The organism is Rhodoferax sp. RT5P35 (assembly GCF_056521385.1).
Genome location: NZ_JBWMAX010000002.1, coordinates 17,147 through 35,585, shown reverse-complemented (window position 1 = coordinate 35,585; position 18,439 = coordinate 17,147). Strand labels below are relative to the sequence as shown.

At 64.0% G+C, this 18,439-nt stretch carries 19 protein-coding genes; 4 read left to right on the top strand and 15 right to left on the bottom strand.

Annotated elements, in window-relative coordinates; translation table 11 throughout:
* Positions 1–6: 6 nt before the first annotated feature.
* The 5 genes from AC097L_RS02315 to AC097L_RS02295 form a co-directional block, all read right to left on the bottom strand.
* A complete protein-coding gene (locus AC097L_RS02315) occupies positions 7–801 on the bottom strand; it encodes an alpha/beta fold hydrolase (RefSeq protein WP_479584497.1) in 795 nt (264 codons plus the stop codon).
* A 93-nt stretch (positions 802–894) separates the two neighbouring features.
* Positions 895–1,968 (bottom strand): serine endopeptidase, encoded by a 1,074-nt coding sequence (locus tag AC097L_RS02310; protein ID WP_479584496.1) that lies wholly within the window; start codon positions 1,966–1,968, stop codon positions 895–897.
* A gap of 12 nt (positions 1,969–1,980) precedes the next feature.
* Complete coding sequence (locus AC097L_RS02305) at positions 1,981–2,784, bottom strand: DUF2145 domain-containing protein (RefSeq protein ID WP_479584495.1); 804 nt, start codon at positions 2,782–2,784, stop codon at positions 1,981–1,983.
* 11 nt (positions 2,785–2,795) lie between these two features.
* Entirely contained in the window at positions 2,796–3,242 is a 447-nt protein-coding gene (locus tag AC097L_RS02300) for a hypothetical protein (RefSeq protein WP_479584494.1), read from the bottom strand.
* Positions 3,243–3,273: 31 nt separating this feature from the next.
* Positions 3,274–3,741 (bottom strand): YiaA/YiaB family inner membrane protein, encoded by a 468-nt coding sequence (locus AC097L_RS02295; protein ID WP_479584493.1) that lies wholly within the window; start codon positions 3,739–3,741, stop codon positions 3,274–3,276.
* 155 nt (positions 3,742–3,896) lie between these two features.
* On the opposite strand from AC097L_RS02295, the gene AC097L_RS02290 reads away from it, so the two are divergent.
* Complete coding sequence (locus AC097L_RS02290) at positions 3,897–4,751, top strand: PA4780 family RIO1-like protein kinase (protein ID WP_479584492.1); 855 nt, start codon at positions 3,897–3,899, stop codon at positions 4,749–4,751.
* Positions 4,752–4,779: 28 nt separating this feature from the next.
* Here the strand turns inward: AC097L_RS02290 and AC097L_RS02285 are convergent, their stop codons facing one another.
* The 3 genes from AC097L_RS02285 to AC097L_RS02275 all read right to left on the bottom strand — a co-directional run bounded on the left by AC097L_RS02285 (position 4,780) and on the right by AC097L_RS02275 (position 9,464).
* Positions 4,780–6,495, bottom strand: coding sequence for a hypothetical protein (locus AC097L_RS02285; protein ID WP_479584491.1), 1,716 nt, complete (start codon positions 6,493–6,495; stop codon positions 4,780–4,782).
* 217 nt (positions 6,496–6,712) lie between these two features.
* Entirely contained in the window at positions 6,713–8,623 is a 1,911-nt protein-coding gene (locus AC097L_RS02280; protein WP_479584490.1) for an MFS transporter, read from the bottom strand.
* An 88-nt stretch (positions 8,624–8,711) separates the two neighbouring features.
* Positions 8,712–9,464 carry a hypothetical protein gene (locus tag AC097L_RS02275; protein WP_479584489.1) on the bottom strand — a complete coding sequence of 251 codons (753 nt, stop codon included), beginning with the start codon at positions 9,462–9,464 and terminating at the stop codon, positions 8,712–8,714.
* A gap of 115 nt (positions 9,465–9,579) precedes the next feature.
* On the opposite strand from AC097L_RS02275, the gene AC097L_RS02270 reads away from it, so the two are divergent.
* On the top strand, positions 9,580–10,311 hold the full coding sequence (locus AC097L_RS02270; RefSeq protein ID WP_479584488.1) for a helix-turn-helix domain-containing protein: 732 nt from the start codon (positions 9,580–9,582) through the stop codon (positions 10,309–10,311).
* Positions 10,312–10,315: 4 nt separating this feature from the next.
* On the opposite strand, the gene AC097L_RS02265 is transcribed toward AC097L_RS02270, so the two are convergent.
* The 6 genes from AC097L_RS02265 to AC097L_RS02240 all read right to left on the bottom strand — a co-directional run bounded on the left by AC097L_RS02265 (position 10,316) and on the right by AC097L_RS02240 (position 14,882).
* Positions 10,316–11,578, bottom strand: a complete 1,263-nt coding sequence (locus AC097L_RS02265) for an FIST signal transduction protein (RefSeq protein ID WP_479584487.1) — start codon at positions 11,576–11,578, stop codon at positions 10,316–10,318.
* A gap of 60 nt (positions 11,579–11,638) precedes the next feature.
* Positions 11,639–12,346: a PhaM family polyhydroxyalkanoate granule multifunctional regulatory protein gene (locus AC097L_RS02260; RefSeq protein WP_479584486.1), complete on the bottom strand. Its 708-nt coding sequence runs from the start codon at positions 12,344–12,346 to the stop codon at positions 11,639–11,641.
* Between the two features lie 75 nt (positions 12,347–12,421).
* Positions 12,422–12,892 carry a copper chaperone PCu(A)C gene (locus AC097L_RS02255; RefSeq protein WP_479584485.1) on the bottom strand — a complete coding sequence of 157 codons (471 nt, stop codon included), beginning with the start codon at positions 12,890–12,892 and terminating at the stop codon, positions 12,422–12,424.
* Between the two features lie 13 nt (positions 12,893–12,905).
* Complete coding sequence (locus AC097L_RS02250; RefSeq protein ID WP_479584484.1) at positions 12,906–13,454, bottom strand: YcnI family protein; 549 nt, start codon at positions 13,452–13,454, stop codon at positions 12,906–12,908.
* 80 nt (positions 13,455–13,534) lie between these two features.
* Complete coding sequence (locus AC097L_RS02245) at positions 13,535–13,906, bottom strand: hypothetical protein (RefSeq protein WP_479584483.1); 372 nt, start codon at positions 13,904–13,906, stop codon at positions 13,535–13,537.
* Between the two features lie 28 nt (positions 13,907–13,934).
* Positions 13,935–14,882, bottom strand: a complete 948-nt coding sequence (locus AC097L_RS02240; RefSeq protein WP_479584482.1) for a YcjF family protein — start codon at positions 14,880–14,882, stop codon at positions 13,935–13,937.
* 219 nt (positions 14,883–15,101) lie between these two features.
* Here AC097L_RS02240 and AC097L_RS02235 point away from each other — a divergent pair, with 219 nt between their 5' ends.
* Complete coding sequence (locus AC097L_RS02235; RefSeq protein WP_479584481.1) at positions 15,102–15,989, top strand: UDP-2,3-diacylglucosamine diphosphatase; 888 nt, start codon at positions 15,102–15,104, stop codon at positions 15,987–15,989.
* A gap of 13 nt (positions 15,990–16,002) precedes the next feature.
* The gene (locus AC097L_RS02230; RefSeq protein WP_479584480.1) at positions 16,003–16,599 is read left to right on the top strand and encodes a hypothetical protein; all 597 of its coding nucleotides are present in this window, start codon (positions 16,003–16,005) and stop codon (positions 16,597–16,599) included.
* 146 nt (positions 16,600–16,745) lie between these two features.
* Here AC097L_RS02230 and AC097L_RS02225 read toward each other — a convergent pair whose 3' ends face one another.
* Positions 16,746–18,395, bottom strand: a complete 1,650-nt coding sequence (locus AC097L_RS02225; RefSeq protein WP_479584479.1) for an aminotransferase class III-fold pyridoxal phosphate-dependent enzyme — start codon at positions 18,393–18,395, stop codon at positions 16,746–16,748.
* Between the last annotated feature and the right edge of the window lie 44 nt (positions 18,396–18,439).

Genomic DNA, 18,439 nt, shown 5'->3' with positions numbered 1-18,439 from the left:
CAAAGCTTACTTGCCGACCGCGCCCACGGCATCCAGAATCACCGCCGCCACCTTGGCCGGTTGCGACTGCTGTGGCACGTGGCTGGCCGCCAGGCTGGTGGTCTTGGCGTGGATGTTCTTGGCCATGGCGTGCTGCTGCTCGGGCTGGATCATGTGGTCCTTTTCACTCACGATGTACCACGAAGGCTTGGTCTTCCAGGCCGCCACGGTGAGCTTCTGCTCGAAGGCCTTGGCCTGGATCGGGCCCTGGGTGGCCGTCATCACCGCCGTGGTCGAGGCGGGAAGATCCTGCGCGAAATGCTTGGAGATGCCCTCCTGCGTCATGCTCAGAAAGCCAGCCTGGTCAGCCACGATATGGGCGAAGCCGGGTGCGGGCGGATAGGCCTTACCCAACTCGCCAGCCGCCTGGCCCACGTCGGGCACCAGGGCCGCCACGTAGACCAGTGCTGCGACCTTGGCATCGTCACCTGCTTCGGTGATGACTGCGCCACCCCACGAATGGCCCACCAGCACGACCTTGCCCGGTTGCGTAGCAATGGCGCGTTTGGCCGCGGCCACGTCGTCGTCGAGCGAAGTCAGCGGGTTTTGTACCGACACCACGTGCACGCCCTTGGCCTGCAGCAGTGGAATCACCTTGGCCCAGTCGGAGCCGTCGGCAAACGCGCCGTGCACGATAACGACCGAAGGCTTGGCGGCTTCAGGGGTGGCGGCCGATGCGGCACCGGCGGCCAGGGTCGCCATGGCGGCAAAGGACAGGGCGCGGGCAGCGTTGGCGATGTTCGAAGTTGGAAAGCTTTGCATGGTGTTCACAGTGTGGTGGGTCGAAGCCGTACTGTGGGCCGATCGCGGATTTTCGGCTATGGGATGAATGTCCGATGCCGAAGGCGTCCACGGTCAAGGCAGCACCGGCATCACGGCACTGGCCGCGGCTGGGGCAGCAGCCGAGGTACCACACGCATGGCAAAACTTGGCGAAGGCGCTCTTGCGGGTGTGGCAAGGTACGCAGTGGTCAAACAGGCCGATACCGCAGTGTGGACAGAAGTCGATCGACTCGTTTTTCAGGTCCACTTGGCGTTCGCAACCGGGGCACACGCTTTTCGACAGGCGGGCGAGGGCCACGTCGTAGCTGAGTTCTTCGCGGCGCTGGGCATCGGGCAGGGCTTCGGCCAGCTTTTGTTTTTCGAGGTAGCGGTTCAGCCCCACAATGGCTTGCCGCCCCACCAGCACCGTCAGCACGATGCCCACCACATAGCGCACGTAACCGCCGTAACTCGGCAGGTAAGGAACTAGTTCAACAAAGAAGGCGAACAGCGCAAAGTAGATGAAACCCCACACAAACGGCCAATAAGTGCTTTTGCGCTGCTTGGCAAACAGCCAACCGGCAATGGCCAGCAGTGGCAGGGTCAGCGCCAACCGGTAGCCGAACACGCGCAGCTCCTGGGCCCGCTGGGCCTGTTGCCAGCCGACATCCGCCGCCCGCTCCAGGGTGTTGAGCCGGGTTTGCGCCGCCTGCACCGATTGGCGGGCATCCAGGGCCACCTGCTCTTGCTGCTCGATGGCGCTTTGGGCCTTGCGCTCGGCGGCGGCCAGGGCGTCCAGCGCCTGGGTGCGGCGGATCAGCTCGGGGTCTTGGTCAGATCGGCCCGTGGCACCACGGGTGGCCAGCCAGTTGTCGAAGGTCTCGCGGGCAGCGCTGCTGTTGGCGCGGGCTGTTTGGTGCTTTAGCCGGGCCTGCTCCAGCGCGGTATCGGCGGCTTCTTCGGCTTTGTGGCCGCTGGCGATGGTCGCCCTTACCTGGGTGGCAGCGGGCTTGTCGATGAAATCCTCTAGGCTCAGGGTCTGCTCGACCTGCGGCAGATCGCCCACCACACTGCCACCCAGGCCAATCAAAAACCCGGCAAAAACCACCGCCATCAGCCACAGGCCGCGCTGGAACCACTTTTCTGACAAACGCAATGCTTTGCTCATTTCAACTCCTTATTACAAAGCCAACTGTACGGGCGTGCCCGCCAGCTGCGAACGCTGCAGCCACGCAAAAATCGAATCGACGGTTACCGTCTCGATACGGTCGCTGAAGCGTTTCTCGTTGGGATGGTCGTCAAAGGCCACATTGGCCTTGGTCACCCGTACGCCCAGCCGGGTCAGCGGGCCGATTTTGAGGGTGGTGGGCGTGTAGCCCTTGAACTTCAGCCAGGCCTGGGCCTGCGCGCGCGAATCCACGCCCGGCTCCATGGCGGCAGCCAGGGTTTCCAGCGCCCACTGATTGGACTGCTGGTATGTGGTGGCCCAGGCGTAGCTGACCAGGCTATAGGGCTTGCTGTTCAGACGCACGGCGCGCGGCGTGTCTTGCAGCAAGGTGAGCAGACGCGCTTGCACCTCGGGCGAGGGCACGGCCCAGGCGGCTTCATAGCGCCACAGGTCGTCCAGGAAAAATTCGCCCAGGCCCTGGCGATAAATAAACGCATCGGGCGTGCCGCACTGGTTGAGCTTGTGCAGCACCCGCCACACATGGCCGCCCTGCCCGTCCGGCTGCTGGTAGGCAAAACCCAGGTGGGAATAGTGCAGGCCATATTTGCCCAGGTCTTGCCCGGCACGGGCCAGAATAACGACCTGTGCGCCGCTGGCATCCAGTGCCGACAGGGTGCGCTCGGCCAGGGTCAGGCCGCGCTCGATGGTGGCGGGCTTGGGGGGTTGCTCGGCATCGCAGGAACGCCCGGCCCATGCAGGTTGCGCCAGCCAAAGACTGGCACACAGCAGAAGCGTCGAAAACATTTTGCGCAGCATGGCAGCGTCCTTCAGTTCGTGACACGTTCGTTGTGCAGCAAAGCACGGCCCAAAGCGTTGGGGAGGAAGGCAATCGCCTCGCCCGCGGCGGACAACACCACCCCCGCGCCGATCACGCTGACCGTGACCACCGCCCCCGCCACCAGCGATGCCCCGGCCACGCCCCTACCGACCACCTCCACACTGGCCTGTGCACCGTCAGAGGCCCGCTCCAGCACATACACCGTGCCGCGCGCGGTGGATTGCACGGTTTTCACCATCAGCACCGCCCCGGCAGTCAACAACACGACCGGTACTGCCACCACCGCGCTGGCCCCCACCACCACCGATGCCAAGGGCAAAGCCGAAACGGCGCTCAGGGTCGATGCCTCGCTCTGCGCTTGGGCATTAAAAGAGGCTCCAGCGCAGGTAACAAATGCGCAAGCAGCTATCAATACAGTAGCAAATGTGTTTTTCATGGTTTCTTTTGAGGGTGTGTTGAAGGATGGGTCATGCCAGGGTGGCATCGCGCACATCGGCTTCGTGCTTGTCGCGCAGCGTCTTGGCCAGGGTGAAGGTGCAGGTGATCAGGTACAGCCAGCTCACGCCCAGAAAGGCCTTGTAGGTTGCGTTTACCTCCATGCGCGCCAGCCCCCAGCCGGTCAGGCCCATGGCCAGAAAAAAGCCGCCCCACACCACGAATTTGAACATCGGCGTGTCTGCCGCGCGGGCCGTGCTGGCATCTGCCTGGCCGCGTTCGTTGTCGCGTACAAACTTGGCCAGTACAAAGGCCGCCGACAGGCAAAAGAAGTAGCCCATCACCATGAAGGCACGGTCCAGGTCCTGGCCTGGCAGATAGGCCAGGCCTACGGCACACACAAAAATGGCGATGGCGAATGACAGCCAGACTTGCAACGACCAGGCTTTGGAGTCGCGGTGGATCAAAACAGCGGACGACGACGGGGAAGAGGCTTGCATGGTGGACTCCAGAGAGTGGTTGAACATGGGTGCCATTGTGTCCAGCGCCCCCTTTCAGGCGGTACGGATTTGTTCTTCGGTGGGGTTAAATACGCCACGAGGTATCGAATTACGATACTTTTTGCCCGCCCACAGCCCGGTGCAAAATGGGCCGCATGAAAGCTCCCCCCAGACTGCAAGCCTTGGTCGAAGAAGGCCTGATCGACACCGTGGTTCGCCAGCTCATGAGCGGCAAGGAAGCCATGGTCTACGTGGTTCGCAGCGGCGACCACACCCTGTGCGCCAAGATTTACAAAGAAGCCACCCACCGCAGCTTCCGCCAGGCCGTGGACTACACCGAAAACCGCAAGGTCAAAAACAGCCGCCAGGCCCGCGCCATGGCCAAAGGCAGCAAGTTCGGCCGCGAATCCCAAGAGGCCGCGTGGCAAAGCGCCGAGGTGGATGCACTGTACAAGCTGGCCGATGCCGGGGTACGCGTGCCCAAGCCGTTCAACTTCTTCGAAGGCGTGCTGCTGATGGAGCTGGTGACCGACGCACACGGCGATGCCGCCCCGCGCCTGAACGACGTGGCCTTCAGCCCCGAAGATGCCCGCCACCACCATGCCACGCTGCTGGCCGAGGTGGTGCGCATGCTGTGCGCGGGCACGGTGCACGGCGATTTGTCAGAGTTCAACATCCTGCTGGGCCATGTGGACGGGGTGGACGGCCCGGTCATCATCGACCTGCCCCAGGCGGTGGACGCGGCGGGCAACAACCACGCCCAGCGCATGCTGCTGCGTGACGTGGTGAACCTGCGCGACTTCTTCGGCCAGTTCGCCCCCGAGCTGCTAAAAACGAACTACGGCCCCGAGATGTGGGAGCTGTATGTGCGCGGCCTGCTGTCTACCGAGGTGGTGCTCACTGGCCGCTACCAGCCGCAGCACGGCGCGGTGGACATGGGCAGCGTGATGCGTGAAATTGACGATGCGAAGGCCGAAGATGCAGCGCGTAGGCTACGGATGGCGGGGTAGATATGCTTGGCCGTGCAGCCGTCCTACCTCAAGGCTGCACACGCCAGCGCGCATCCCCCACACGCAAATCCTGCCACTCGGGCGGTACAGCGCGGGCACTGTCTAATTGCGCTGGGTTGGAGTTATCCCGCGAAGGGCGGGAGGACGATAGCTGGCCCTGTGCGTGCCACGCACCTTGAGTGTAGACAAACAGCGTGTTACGCCAATACCCCTCGGAATGGAACAGTACCAGCTCCTCCACGCCGTCGCCATTCAAATCGTCCAGCCACACATCGCACGGTTTTGGGGCCTTCACGCAGTCTTTGAACGCTTGCGCCTGTGCACCCTTCACATCGGCCACAAACGTCGTAGGCAAATGCCGCTCCGGCGGATGCACTGCTAACTTTTGGGCCACGGCTGCATCGGTCACCACCAGCGGGCCGTCTTGGTAACGACTGGTCTGCGCCAGCGCCTCACGGGCCTGCTGCGCCCATGCGGGGCTGGGCACGCCGCCAGCGACCATCATTCGCAACGCCTCGCGGCCAAAGCGGCCACTTTTCCAACGCAAATACGTCCAATCGGGCTCGGTCTTGTCGCCCGCTGTCAGCACATGGTGGATGTGGGCGTTCACGGCCAGCCGCTGGATGTTGGCAACCGGCGTCAAAAACGCTAGCAGGCCCAGGCACAGCACCACGGCCGCCGCAATATTGGTACGCGCCATGGCCGCCATCCAGCGCCCAGGCTGTAGCCACGACAAGGCGTAGCCCAGCGCATACACCGCACCCAGCAGGGCCACCAACCCGGCCCACAAACGCTGCTCAGACCAGCCGTGTTGCGACACCCGCTGGCCTAGCGCCCACCAGGCTATCGCCACAATCGGCAGCAGGCTCAACCACGCGACCTGGGTGGTGCGGCCCAGCCATGCGGGGTACGGTGCAGCCACGCCGCCGTCCTGGTAGGCGCAGTTGGCAAACTTCACCGCCAGCGCGGCAAACCACAGCAGCATTAGCGCCGCACTTTGGGTTTTCAGCAGCGGGACCAGCGTGGTCAAGGGCAGGGCCAGCACCCACACCACACCAAAAAACAGCACTAAAGGAAGCAGCCACGCGGCGATGGACAGCCAAAATCGGCGGATGGTTTCGGTCATCGCGGCCCGCGCTATGCCCAAGGCCACCGCTGCAGCCACCACCAGCCCCGACACCGGGAAGATGAAAATCGGCCGCTGGATCAACCCGTACATCCAGTCCACCTGGATGAGCTTCATCAACCCGGCCCCGGCAAACAGCACCAGCCACACCGCCCCGGTCATGGCCACGGCGGTCACCAACACAATGCCGTTGCGCCAGCTGTAGTTAAACAACCGTGCATAGCGCCAGCGCCGGGCCGCAAAGTCAAACCCGCACAGCAAACCCAGGCTGACAAAGCCCAGCACGCAGGCCGCCAACACGTCTTGTAGCCGCACCTCTAACGCGTGGTTCTCGGCTCCCGATGCCCATGATGCATACGCCCCCAGCCCGGCATACGCCACCAGATAGCCCAACACCGCCAGTCGCCGCATCCCACCTGCCAGCCCGTCAATGCCCTGCGTGCAGTAGATCGCCACCGGAGTCGCCAGTGCGGCGTACCACAGCGCCGACTGCACCATCGGCTGCGTGGTGGGCCACTGCCCGCTGGCATGCGCATGCCACAGCCACCACAGCACCCAGCCTTGCACGGCACCGGTCAGGGCAAACACGAAAGGCAGGCGCACCGCGGCGGGCTTCATGCTTGCACCTTGCGGGACGTGATGGAAGTCTTGTGGGGCGGGGGTTTGAATCATGCGACAGGCACTACTGTTTTAATAGCTTCTTGCGTAGGCGTTATATGCGCTAAAGGCATTATTCTTATAAATTTCAGAACGCTGGGTTTGGGTCCTGCATTTCTCTGATCGGCGGTTGGAGTTTTGGCGGGGTCATCGCCATCCACGGCTAGGGCGGGTGCTTTCAAACCAACCCGGCCACCCGCGCCCGCAATACCTCGGGCTGTACCGCGTCCGCCGCCATGGCAGGCCCCACGTTCAGGCCGACGCGGTTCAACACCCCGCGCCGAAACGGCTTGGCCATGGCCGTGCCGCCCTCGACGCGGCTGAAGTACGATCCCCACAGGTGGGTCAACGCCATGGGCACGACCGGCACCGGGGCGGCTTCCAGGATCTTCATGATGCCGCCTTTGAACTCTTGCAGCGTGCCGTCCTTGGTCAGGCCGCCTTCGGGGAAGATACCCAGCAAATCGCCCTCTTGCAACACCTTGGCGGCGGCGGCAAACGCGGCTTCGTAGGCGGCGGGGTCTTCGGCGCGGGGCGCGATGGGGATGGCCTTGGCCAAGCGGAACAGCCAGCCCAGCACCGGCACCTGGAAGATGCGGTGGTCCATCAAGAACACGATGGGGCGCGGGCTGGCCGCCATCAGCAGCACGGCATCGACAAAGCTGACGTGGTTGCAGGCAAGGATGGCCGGGCCGGTGATGGGGATGTGATGGTCGCCCGTGACCTTGAAGCGGTACACGCAGTGCGAAATGATCCAGGCCACAAAGCGCAGCAGGTACTCGGGCACCAGCAGAAAGATGTAGGCCGCCACCACGGCATTGGCGATGCCGGTGAACAAAAATATCTGCGCAATGGTGAAGCCGCTGGTCAGCAGCGCCCCGGCGATCACCGAGCTGGCAATCATGAACAGCGCGTTCAGAATATTGTTGGCCGCGATGATGCGGGCGCGGTGCGTGGGCTGGCTGCGCAGCTGGATCAGCGCGTACATGGGCACGCTGTACAGCCCGGCAAACAGGCTCAACAGCGCCAAGTCGGCCATCACCCGCCAGTGGGCGGCGCGGGCGGTAAAGGTTGCCAGGCCCATCACCTCGCTGGGCGGCAGCCCGCGCGCGGCAAAGTACAAATCGATGGCAAACACGCTCATGCCGATGGCCCCCAACGGCACCAGGCCGATCTCCACGTGGCGGCGGCTCAGCACCTCGCACAGCAGCGAGCCGGTGCCGATGCCGATGGAAAACACCACCAGCAGCAGCGTGGCCACCTGCTCGTCGCCGTGCAGCACCTCTTTGGCAAAGCTGGGGAACTGGCTCAAAAACACCGCGCCAAAAAACCACATCCAGCTGATCCCAAGCAGCGAGCGAAACACCACCGGGTTGCTGTTGGCCAGCTTCAAATTGCGCCAAGTCTCGGTAAACGGGTTCCAATTGATCTTTAATCCGGGGTCGGTGGCGGGCAACTGCGGAATCGCCTGCGCCACCCAGCGGCCCACCAGGGCCAAGCCTACGCAACCCACGGCCACGGCGGTGTGGCCTACCTCGGGAATCGCCACCAGCAGCCCGCCAACGATGTCGCCCAGCAAGATGGCCACAAAAGTGCCCATCTCGACCATGCCGTTGCCGCCGGTCAGCTCGGCATCGTTCAACACCTGTGGCAGGTAGGCAAACTTGACCGGGCCAAACAGCGTGGAATGCAGCCCCATCAAGAACACACAGGCCAGCAGCACCGGCACCTGCACATCGACGTTGCTGGTGAAAAAACCGTAACCCGCCAGCAGCATGATGGCGATTTCTAGGTTCTTTACCGCGCGGATCATCGCGGTTTTAGGGTATTTGTCGGTCAATTGCCCGCTGGTGGCCGAAAACAGCAGAAACGGCAGGATGAATAGCGCTCCGATCACCAGCCCCGCCAGCGCAGGCGGCAACCAGCTGACGCTGAGCTGGTAGGTCACCATCACGGTGAACGAGAACTTGAACAGGTTGTCGTTCGCCGCCCCGGAAAACTGCGTCCAGAAGAACGGCGCAAAACGGCGCTGCTTGAGCAGGGCGAACTGGTTGGGGTGGGCGGTAGAGCCAGGTTCTTGGGTGTGCATTTTTTAAACCAAATAAGGCGATAGCGCAGATAATATATACGCAATACGCTATTAAAAATATAGCAATATGAATTTAAGTTGCCATCGCTTAGCGCAGGCTCTGCACGCCATTGTGCAGAAGCTTGCGTGACGGCATTGCGGCAAATACCGGCCACGCCGCCAATGCAGCCACGGCGTGCTTCAAACTGTGGCCCGACACCCAACCGCCGGTCCAAGCAAACACGCTGTGGTCGCCCAGCTCCAGCAGTTTGGCCAGGGCGTACGCGCCAATTACCCCGCCCAGGCGAATGCCCCAGGCACCGGGCCGTGGTGGGCACAGGACCAGGCACAGCACCAACACCATGCCGCCGCCTTGCAGCACCGCCCAAGGCAGCAGGTTGCCCGTGGCCGACCACACCACCACCGACAGCGGCCCCCACAGCAGCACCGCACCCGCTGTCCACAACCCCGCCCGGTCGCTGCTGCGGTCGGCCACTGCCAGGCCCAGCAGACCGGCGAACACGGCCACCATCCCGCAGCGGTCCAGGGCCAGCCGGGTGTCGTCGGGCTGCCAGTGGTAGATGCTGGAGCACAGCGCTGCCACCAGCAAACCCGTAAAAAACAGGGCCGCCAGCACGCGCTGCACGCTGGGCGGCTGCTGCTTTAATACCAGCAACCCCCACAGCCCGCCCACGGCAAACGGCAGGTTGCTCAGCACGTCCAGCGCATTCGGCAGGCCCGCCCAGGCCCGCTGGTCGGCAAACGCGTGGTAATGCGCCTGCTGGGCAATAGCCGGACCGCAGGCTGCGGCCACGGCGGCGATCGCCACGGTCCACAGCAGAGTGGTTTCCAATCGGTTCATGGTGCATTCCTTCAAAAAATGGGATGAAGCGAGTGTCTGCACACTGCTGCGGCCAAGGCCTGATTTTCAGACTCTAGCCAATTTTCTATACGTAAAGTATCCATAATCGATACCCATGAGCACTACCGCCGATCTCGTTACCGCCCTCAAAAAAGAACTCAAGGTCGCGCAGATGACCTATGCCGACCTGGCCGTCCAGTTGGGCGTGGCCGAGTCCAGCGTAAAGCGCATGTTGGCCAAAGGCGACATGCCGCTATCGCGCGTGGATGCCATCTGCCGGGCGCTGAAGCTGGATTTTGCCGAACTGGCCCGCCGCGTGGCCGATGCCCAGCCGCTGCTGGCCGAGCTGACACAGCAGCAGGAGCAGGCGGTGGTGGCTGACAAAAAGCTGCTGCTGGTGGCAATTTGCGTACTCAGCCAGTGGACGCTGGAGCAGATCACCGCCGCCTACCGACTCAGCGAGGCCGAATGCATCACCTGCCTGGCGCAGCTGGACCGCATCGGCATCATCGAACTGCGCCCGCTGAACCGCTACCGCCTGAAGCTGGCCAAAGCGTTTCGCTGGCGGCCGCACGGGCCGGTGATGCAGTTCTTCCGCGAGGACGTCGTGCTGGACTACTACAACGGTGGTTTTGACGGCCCTGGCGAAGGCCTGCTGCTGGTGCATGGCTCGGTGAGTCGCAGCCTGGCCCCGGCGTTTCTGGAGCGGCTGCAGCGGGTGGCACAGGACTTCGCCCAGCAGCACCTGGCCGACCAAAAACTCCCCGAAGAAGCCCGCGAGGCCTATACCCTGGTGCTGGGCATGCGGCGCTGGGAATTTGCGGCGTTTACCGCCCTGAGACGATAGGCTTTTACGGACCTACGTCGGAAAACACCGTCAGCACGCCGGTGTACCCGTACAGGTTTTGGCGGGCGATTTCACCGGCGGCGAAAAAGCCGACCAGGGGCACGTCGCCCAGGGCGCGACGCACGATTTGCAGCTCGGCACTCGGGCCGCCGAAGTGGTTGCCGCCTCGGCCAGTGCAGCTCACATAGATGGCGCCGGCAATGCGCCGCGCCGGGTGCGGGGCGGATTCGGCCTCGGGGGCGGCGAGTGCGGTAGCCAGTTCGATCGACAGTTCTTCGGGCTCCAGCTCTTCGCGGATTTCGGCGCAGACGCGCACTAGATCGGCCTTGGCCGCGGCCATGTTGCGCTGGCAAAACGCCAGCCGGGTGCCCACGGCCACGTGGTCGCCAATCGCTACGCCCCGGCGGGTGGGGTCCAGACCGATGATGTGGCGCACCACCACGTCGCTGCCGAAATGGGCGGTGCGTACCGGCGCGTCACCCACGGTGGCGCGGGTCAGCCCGACCAGGGTGGCACGCACCCGGCCCAGGGCCTCTTGCGGGTGCTCCAGGTCTACGCCCAGGTCGGCCAGCAGCACGGCCAGCGCGGGCTGGCCGTCCAGCTCCAGCACCAGGTTGGCATCGGACGCAGTGACCACGCGGTTGCCCGTGATGGGCTGGCAGCCCTGGGTGACGCGCGACACCAGCGCCACGCCGGGGCCAAACGCCACGCCGCTCAGGCCGCCGCTGAACACGCCGCGGGCTGCCCCGTGGCCCTTGATGTTGCCATTACCACCCACTGCAAACTGCACCGAGCGCCCCCGGCTGGAGGCCAGGCCGCCAAACAGGTAACCGGTGTCGGTGCGCTGGGACATTTCGCCCACCAGCTCGGTCAGGTCGGGGGTGTTGGCATCGGCGTGGACCAGGGCGGTATGGGCCTCGAAGCCCAAACCCAGCGGGGCCACGCCGGAGAACACGCGGTACTGGTCGGCAGGCAGGTCGCAGAGCATCACGCTCAGGGCGGGTTCGTCAAAGTACTCGACGTTGTTGGCACAGATGCCAATGCCTACCGTGCCCGACCAGTCGGTGACCTCGGGCAACTCGCCGCTGAGGTGGTCCAGAATGTCTTGGGCCTGGCCCGCGTAATGGTCGGTGATGTAGAGCAGGCCCAGGGTCGGCGCGCTGGCGTAGTCGGGCAGCGCCATGTGGGCGCGCAATTGGGCCAGCACCAGCCCGGCCGCCATGCGCCAGTCGGGGTGCGTGGCATGGCCGTGGGGGAAGAGTTGCATGGCGGCCTCCTTGGATGTGAATGGCACTGGCAGGGCCCTGGGCCCTGCCAGTTAGGTGGGTTAGCCTGCGTGCTTTTTAGCAGCGGCCTTCTTGGTGGGGGTCTTTTTAGCCGGGGTCTTTTTGGCGGTCGCAGGCGGAGTGGCATGGGCCTTGGGGCCAGCGGGCGGCACCACGGTCTTGCGCGCGGCTTTGGCGATTTCGCCAACACTTTTCATGGCTTCGGCGGCAAAGTTGGTAGCCAGGTTTTTGCTTTTTTCCAGCGCAGCCTGGGTGTTGGCATCTTTCAGAGCGGCACCGGCAATGTGCTGGAACTGCTCGGTCAGCGAGCCCCACCATTTCAGCGGATCGACCACGCCGGGCCCGGCGGGCGCGTTGGCAGCAGCAGCCGGTTCCGGGGCTTTGTCGGCCGGCTTGTCCGCCGCTTTGGCGGCGGGCGGGGGCGTGGGGGCTTCGGGTTTGAGCTTGAAGGCGCTGGCCAGGTCGGCCATGCTGAAGTTCATGCCCTTCAGGGTGGCCAGGGTCATTTTTTGCACTTCCAGCGCCTGGATGGTGGCTTTCAAGGCCACGGCGTTCTGGTCCAGCCAGAACTGCACGGCTTTGAGCTCGGTGATGCGCTTGTCCAGCTCTTCCACACTGATGGTGGGTGCAACCCAGCCGCCCATGGCCGGGGCGGCGGCATGGGCGGAGGCAGCGCCTTTGCCCAGGTTCTGCAAAAAGTCAAAACCGGGCACGAATTTGCTGAAATCAAAGGCGGGTGTATCGCTCATGGTGTCTCCTGATGATGGGGGGCTGCCGTCTGGGCGCGCAGCCTGTGCAGCTTACCCCAATGTGTCAGAAATGCTTCAGTGCTTGTGCCCAGCCATAGCGTTGGGCGCGGTGGTGGCTACCGGCAGCTTTAACTCCAGCTTGCTCTCCACGCCCTTGGCATCTTTGAACACCAGGGTCATGGGAATGGTGCTGTCTTTGGGCAGTGCAGCTTTCAGGTCCATCAGCATGACGTGGTAGCCGCCGGGGGTCAGGGCTACCGGCTTGCCTGCGGGCAGGTCCAGGCCGTCGGGCAGGGCACGCATGCGCATCACGTCGCCGTCCATCTTCATCTCGTGCACCTGGGCCACACCGGCCACGGGGGTGGCGATGGCGACCAGCCGGGTGGCCTCTTTGGCGGTCAGGGTCATGAACGCGCCAGAGGCCTTTTGGCCCTGCACACTGGTGCGGGCCCAGGCATCTTTGACCTCGACATTTTGGGCGCAAGAATTTTGAACAAAAAGGCCGCTAGCGCATACGAAAGCTAGGCTAATAGCTACATATTTCATAGTAATAACGTTTTCAATGTTGGTGGCCGCCGACGTGGTCGGAAGGGATGATTTCCAGCATCGCCGCGGGCGATTTCAGGTCGTGGGCAGATGCGCCTGCGGCGGGAATGTCGGCCCAGTCGGTACTGCCTTTTTCGCAGGTCTGCAGCACCTTGAACCACATCGCTCCGGCCTCACCGGGCAGGGTACCGCGCAGCACGAATTCGTCAAAGTAGGCATCGGGCAGGGCGTTGCCGGGGGCGGCGGTCCAGGTCACGGCCAGCAGACCTTCGGTGACTTGCTTGCCGTGGTCGTCGAACGGGGTGGCGAGCTTGCCCACGGTGGTGGACAGCACCCAGCCCGCCTTGGGCATGGGTTTGGCCCCCTTGAAACCGGCGGGCACGGTGACACGGATGGCGGTAGTGGCCGAGCCGTTGCAGCCGTGGCCGACGCGCAGGGCCGCGCTGTAACCGGTATTGCCCAAGGCCGCAGGGTCGGCCAGAACAATATGGGCAAAAGACGTACTAGCGCAGGCGGATACTGCGCAAGCAGCTACGAATTTAATAGCAAATGAAAAAGACATAGAAAACTCCGACCAAAATACACAGGAAATAGGCTTCCAGCGCAGGTAAACCCTGCACGGGCAGCTACATATTTAGTAATTCAGACGGACGTGGGGGGCCCACGTGCAGGCAGTGGCGCAGCGGTGGCGTAGGCGGTATACGCGGCAGGAATGCTGCGCAGCGCATACGACAAGGCGGGCGGCGGATCAACCCGGGTGCGGGCCGGGGCGGGTGGCGGCGCGCTGGCCGTCACACACAGCGGGCAGTCGCCCATCTGGCTGACCACCTGGGTGCTGCCGTCGGGGGCGGTGACCACCAGTTTGACGGACCCGGCGCTGGAGCACACCAGCTCCATGGCCTGCGGATGCGTCAGCGGCGACGCAATCGCCACGCCCAGCGACAGCGCAAAACACAGCAGCACCCAACGCGCCAAGCGGCGGGCAAAGTTGTGGGGGTTGCGCAGGCTGGGCATGGCGCGGATTATGCCGCGCGGGGCAGGCTCAGGCGCCGCGCACCATGGCCAAGACCTTGCCCGCGTCCAGGGTGCGGGCCTTCTCCTGCATGGCGGGCAGGTAGCGGCCGTGCAGGCCTTGCGCCTCTTGGGCCACGCTGGCGTAGGCATCCTTGAGCACCTGGGTGGACAGGGTGCGCCCGCCCGCGTAGTAGCGCTTGGCCACGTGGCCCAGGGCATAGGTGGCGGCAAAACTCATACCGGTACTGACGGCCTGCTGGCCCAGTCCGCGCAGCAGGCCGCCGCCGACCTTGCCGAGCAAGCCGCCCAGCAGCTTACGCCCCGCCTGCTCCAGGTACTGCGAAGTCAGGCCCACACCGACGGTGGCCAGAAAATCTTTGATATGGCCCCGGTCCAGCTCAAAGCCATGGGCCTTGCCGATGCCGTACACCAGCCGCATCTGCAAGGGGATGATGGCCATGGTGGACAGGGACTCGGGCAGCAGCTCCAGCGCACCGTTGACGATGGCGGCGTTCAGAATCGTTTTATCCAGCACACCATCGCCGGGCTTGGTCACCACGGGCGTGGCGGCTGTGGTTGGGTTCATGGGTGCAGCCAAGGGTGCCGAGGCCATGGCATCGGCTTGCTGCACAAACTGCGCAGCGGCGGCCGGGGCCAGCCCCAAAGCCTGCTGCACGCTGGCCAGAAAGCGCTGCTCAGCCACCGACTGCACACCGTCCGCATCGCAGACGCAAACCGCCATTTCATAGGCCAACTGCTTGGACTCGGCACTGGTCAGCGCGGCCACTACGCTGTCCAACGAGACGCGCTTGAGGAGCACGTCCTGGTACAGCGTGGGCAGGTTCAGGCCGTCGGCTTGGGACAACCCTTCGGCAATGCGCTTGATTTCGGCGCGCTCGCGTGCGTGCTTTTCACCATCGACAAAAGCGGCGAGCAGGCTCAGAGTGACGATGGCCTGGGTTTCAGATGCGTGCATGGAAGGTTCTCTGCGTTACGGAGCCTGTTGGTTGCCAAACCGACCGAAAGGTTCCGGGCAACCCCCGCAGCACGTCATGCGTTTGCCACACCAACGCCTTGTGCGTGTCATATGGCCACCGCACACTCATGGACAACCGCATTGCCATGGAGCCACCATGAACTATCTGTTGCACCCCTTGCGCACGTTTTGTGAGGCTGCCACACCGGCAGAGGCCTGATGTTCCAGGCTTTTGACGCAGGCGCTCCGGCCGCCGGGCTGTGGCGCGCCGCCCTGGCACCCATGGCCGAAGATCCGCACGAGGACGACGCGGTACCCGCGCAGCGCCTGCGCTGCATCTTTATTTCTGACCTTCACCTGGGTACACCGGGCTGCCAGGCCGAGCCGCTGTTGCGTTTTTTAAAAGCCCACCCCAGCGACTACCTGTACCTGGTGGGCGACATCATCGACGGCTGGCAGTTGCGTCGGCGCTGGTACTGGCCGCAGTCGCACAACGACGTGGTGCAAAAGCTGCTGCGCCGTGCCCGCAAGGGCTGCCGGGTGATCTTTGTGCCCGGCAACCACGACGAATTTGCGCGCGCCTTTGCGGGCCACCATTTTGGCGGCATTGAGGTGGTGCAGGAGGCGGTGCATGTGACGACCGATGGCCGCAGGCTGTGGGTGGTGCATGGCGACTACTTTGACGCCGTGGTGCAGTACGCCAAATGGCTGGCCTACCTGGGCGACAACCTGTACGAGCTGACCCTGAAGCTGAACCGGCACCTGAACAGTCTGCGCGCCCGCATGGGCCTGCCCTACTGGTCGCTGTCGGCCTACCTGAAGGGCAAAGTAAAAACCGCGGTGAACTACGTGGGCGACTTTGAAGAGGCCGTAGCTGCCGAAGCCCGCAAGCGCGGCCACCACGGGGTGGTCTGCGGCCACATCCACCGCGCCGAAATGCGCACCATCAACGGCACCCTGTACTGCAACGACGGCGACTGGGTAGAGAGCCGCACCGCGCTGGTGGAGCACATGGACGGGCGGCTGGAACTGCTGCACTGGCAGGACCCAGCCCCCACAGCCACACCCCTGATCGCCGCACCGCAGCGGCAACCCGCATCTGTTTAAGCAAGGAGCCCCCATGTCCGATTTCTTCGCGCAACTCAGAGTCCAGCGCTGGGACGACCACCGCTACTACCACCACAGCCGCATCAACCAGTCGCTGCACCTGGTCAGCGCGGTCAGCTTTGTCTGCGCCTACGCGCTGCTGTTCAAGGACCCGGCACTGGCCGCGCTACTGGCCTGGCTGGTGTCCATGACCAGCCGCCAGGCCGGGCATTTCTTCTTCGAGCCCAAGGGCTATGACGTGGTGAACCAGGCCACGCACGAGCACAAGGAAGACATCAAGGTCGGCTACAACCTGCGCCGCAAAGTGGTGCTGCTGGCGATCTGGGCCGCATCACCACTGCTGCTGGTCTGGCAGCCCAGCCTGTTCGGCCTGCTGGAGCCGCACACCACCTGGGAAGGCTTTGCCCGCAATACCGGCCTGCTGTGGCTGGCCGTGGGCGTCGGTGGCCTGGTGTTCCGCACCGTGCACCTGTTCTTCCTGAAGGATGTGGAAGCTGGCCTGGTGTGGATGGCGAAAATCCTGACCGACCCGTTCCACGACATCCTGCTGTACTACAAAGCGCCTTTCGCCTTGCTGCGCGGCGAGCTGATCGAACCGCGGAAGTATTAACACCCCCAGGCTCCAGTGCTGCGCACTTTCCGCCACCCCCCTTGCAGGGGGCGATGCCAGTGGCCCGGCAAAGCCGGTTCCACGGCATCCCCGGGGGATTGCGTTCTAGCTGAAACTGGGGTGTACGCAATGGCACACCTTGTTTGTCAAAATTTCTCCGCAAGCATCTCCCGCAGTACCCTGCGCTTGATGCCTTTGTTCGTTAACGCCGGGTTATGCCACCACCAGCCATCGGCCTGCATCGCCTGGGCAGCGCGCACAAAGCGCGCGGCCACGGCGGCGAAGTCGGCATCGCTGTAGTTCAGGCTGAAGATGAAACGCCCGGTACCGACCCAGCTCAGGGCCAAGCCTTCGAGCCGCAGGTAATGCTGCAGCAACCAGTTGTAGCAGGCGGGTTGGGTGTAGAGCACGGTCCAGATGGAGGACATGTGCGCCACCTGCACCGGTACGCCCGCAGCGGCCAGGCGCTGGTTCAGGTCGGCGGCGCGTTGGTCCCAGCGCGCGTCCTGCCCGGCGTACATCGCCTGCACCGGCGCCGTATTCAAACTCTGCAAAAACACATTCATCGCGCCCATCACATACGGGTGGGCGTTGAAAGTGCCGCGGGCAAAGCAGATGTCGGCCGGGGCATCGTCGCGGAAGCGCTTCATCCAGGCATGCTGGCCGCAGACCACGCCCACCGGCAAGCCGCCGCCGAGGGTCTTGCCGTAGGTCACCATATCGGCCTGCACGCCAAAGTATTCCTGCGCGCCGCCGGGCGCCAGGCGGAAGCCGACAAACACCTCGTCGAAGACCAGCGCGATGTTTTTCTCGGTGCAAATCTGGCGCAACTCCTTAAGCCAACGGGTGGTGGCGGCGCGGTCGAAATGCGCGCTGCGGCCGCTGTCCAGCAGCGAGGAATCGCCCGGTGCGCCTATGTTCGGGTGCAGCGCCTGCAGCGGGTTCACCAGCACGCAGGCGATGTCCTTGCGCTTGCGCAGCACACGCAAGGTGGCCTCGCCCATGTCCTTCAGGGTGTAGGTATCGCGCTCGGTCACCGGGTTGCCGATGCCGGGCTGCACATCGCCCCACCAGCCGTGGTAGGCACCGCAAAAGCGCAGCAAATGCGTGCGCTTGGTGTGGTAGCGGGCCAGGCGCACCGCCTGCATCACCGCCTCGGTGCCGGACATGTGGAAGCTCACCTCGTCCATGCCGGAGATGGCTTTCAGCCGCTGTGCGTTGTCGGCCACCACCGGATGGTAGGAGCCGAGCACCGGGCCCAGTTCGGCCACCATCGCGCTACCCTGGCGGATGCAGTCTTTGTAGAAGTCGTTGCCGAACAGGTTCACGCCGTACGAGCCGGTCAGGTCGTAGAACACATTGCCGTCCATGTCGGTCAGGGTCACGCCGGCCGTGGACTGCACAAAGGAGCCGGTCTTCAGCGCCTTGCCAAACAGCTCGCGGAACTGGTAGGGCACTTTGTAGGCGGCGATGAACTGCATGTCGGAGATGTCGCCCTCGGCCGCGCGCGTCAGCTGCAGGCTGTGGGCGAAGCGGCTGGTGTACTCGGCGGCGAGCCGGGCCAGCGCGGTCTTGCGCAGCCCCACTACCTCGGGCGGTGCGCCGTCCAGGCCAAAGGCCTGGGCATCGTCGTAGCTGTAGTTCGGCAGCTGCGCCGCCATGCGCCGCGCCATGCGCGGATGCCCGGCGAGAGAGCGATGTTTCGCCAGAGACAACTCCAGCCGCGTCTTCACACGGGCCGCAGCATAGAGCGCAGCACCGCCTCCCAAAGCAAGCAAAACCATTGATTCATTCACAAGCTTTTTCCTTTCATTAACAACCCGACTTTTTCAGGGCTTGG

Bases quoted from the DNA above. Each gene is read 5' to 3' on its own strand.
- AC097L_RS02295 (WP_479584493.1), bottom strand. From the start codon at position 3,741: ATGCAAGCCTCTTCCCCGTCGTCGTCCGCTGTTTTGATCCACCGCGAC.
- AC097L_RS02300 (WP_479584494.1), bottom strand. From the start codon at position 3,242: ATGAAAAACACATTTGCTACTGTATTGATAGCTGCTTGCGCATTTGTT.
- AC097L_RS02245 (WP_479584483.1), bottom strand. From the start codon at position 13,906: ATGCCCAGCCTGCGCAACCCCCACAACTTTGCCCGCCGCTTGGCGCGT.
- AC097L_RS02315 (WP_479584497.1), bottom strand. From the start codon at position 801: ATGCAAAGCTTTCCAACTTCGAACATCGCCAACGCTGCCCGCGCCCTG.
- AC097L_RS02285 (WP_479584491.1), bottom strand. From the start codon at position 6,495: ATGAAGCCCGCCGCGGTGCGCCTGCCTTTCGTGTTTGCCCTGACCGGT.
- AC097L_RS02230 (WP_479584480.1), top strand. From the start codon at position 16,003: ATGTCCGATTTCTTCGCGCAACTCAGAGTCCAGCGCTGGGACGACCAC.
- AC097L_RS02275 (WP_479584489.1), bottom strand. From the start codon at position 9,464: ATGAACCGATTGGAAACCACTCTGCTGTGGACCGTGGCGATCGCCGCC.
- AC097L_RS02235 (WP_479584481.1), top strand. From the start codon at position 15,102: ATGTTCCAGGCTTTTGACGCAGGCGCTCCGGCCGCCGGGCTGTGGCGC.
- AC097L_RS02305 (WP_479584495.1), bottom strand. From the start codon at position 2,784: ATGCTGCGCAAAATGTTTTCGACGCTTCTGCTGTGTGCCAGTCTTTGG.
- AC097L_RS02255 (WP_479584485.1), bottom strand. From the start codon at position 12,892: ATGAAATATGTAGCTATTAGCCTAGCTTTCGTATGCGCTAGCGGCCTT.
- AC097L_RS02280 (WP_479584490.1), bottom strand. From the start codon at position 8,623: ATGCACACCCAAGAACCTGGCTCTACCGCCCACCCCAACCAGTTCGCC.
- AC097L_RS02240 (WP_479584482.1), bottom strand. From the start codon at position 14,882: ATGCACGCATCTGAAACCCAGGCCATCGTCACTCTGAGCCTGCTCGCC.
- AC097L_RS02250 (WP_479584484.1), bottom strand. From the start codon at position 13,454: ATGTCTTTTTCATTTGCTATTAAATTCGTAGCTGCTTGCGCAGTATCC.
- AC097L_RS02260 (WP_479584486.1), bottom strand. From the start codon at position 12,346: ATGAGCGATACACCCGCCTTTGATTTCAGCAAATTCGTGCCCGGTTTT.
- AC097L_RS02310 (WP_479584496.1), bottom strand. From the start codon at position 1,968: ATGAGCAAAGCATTGCGTTTGTCAGAAAAGTGGTTCCAGCGCGGCCTG.
- AC097L_RS02290 (WP_479584492.1), top strand. From the start codon at position 3,897: ATGAAAGCTCCCCCCAGACTGCAAGCCTTGGTCGAAGAAGGCCTGATC.
- AC097L_RS02270 (WP_479584488.1), top strand. From the start codon at position 9,580: ATGAGCACTACCGCCGATCTCGTTACCGCCCTCAAAAAAGAACTCAAG.
- AC097L_RS02265 (WP_479584487.1), bottom strand. From the start codon at position 11,578: ATGCAACTCTTCCCCCACGGCCATGCCACGCACCCCGACTGGCGCATG.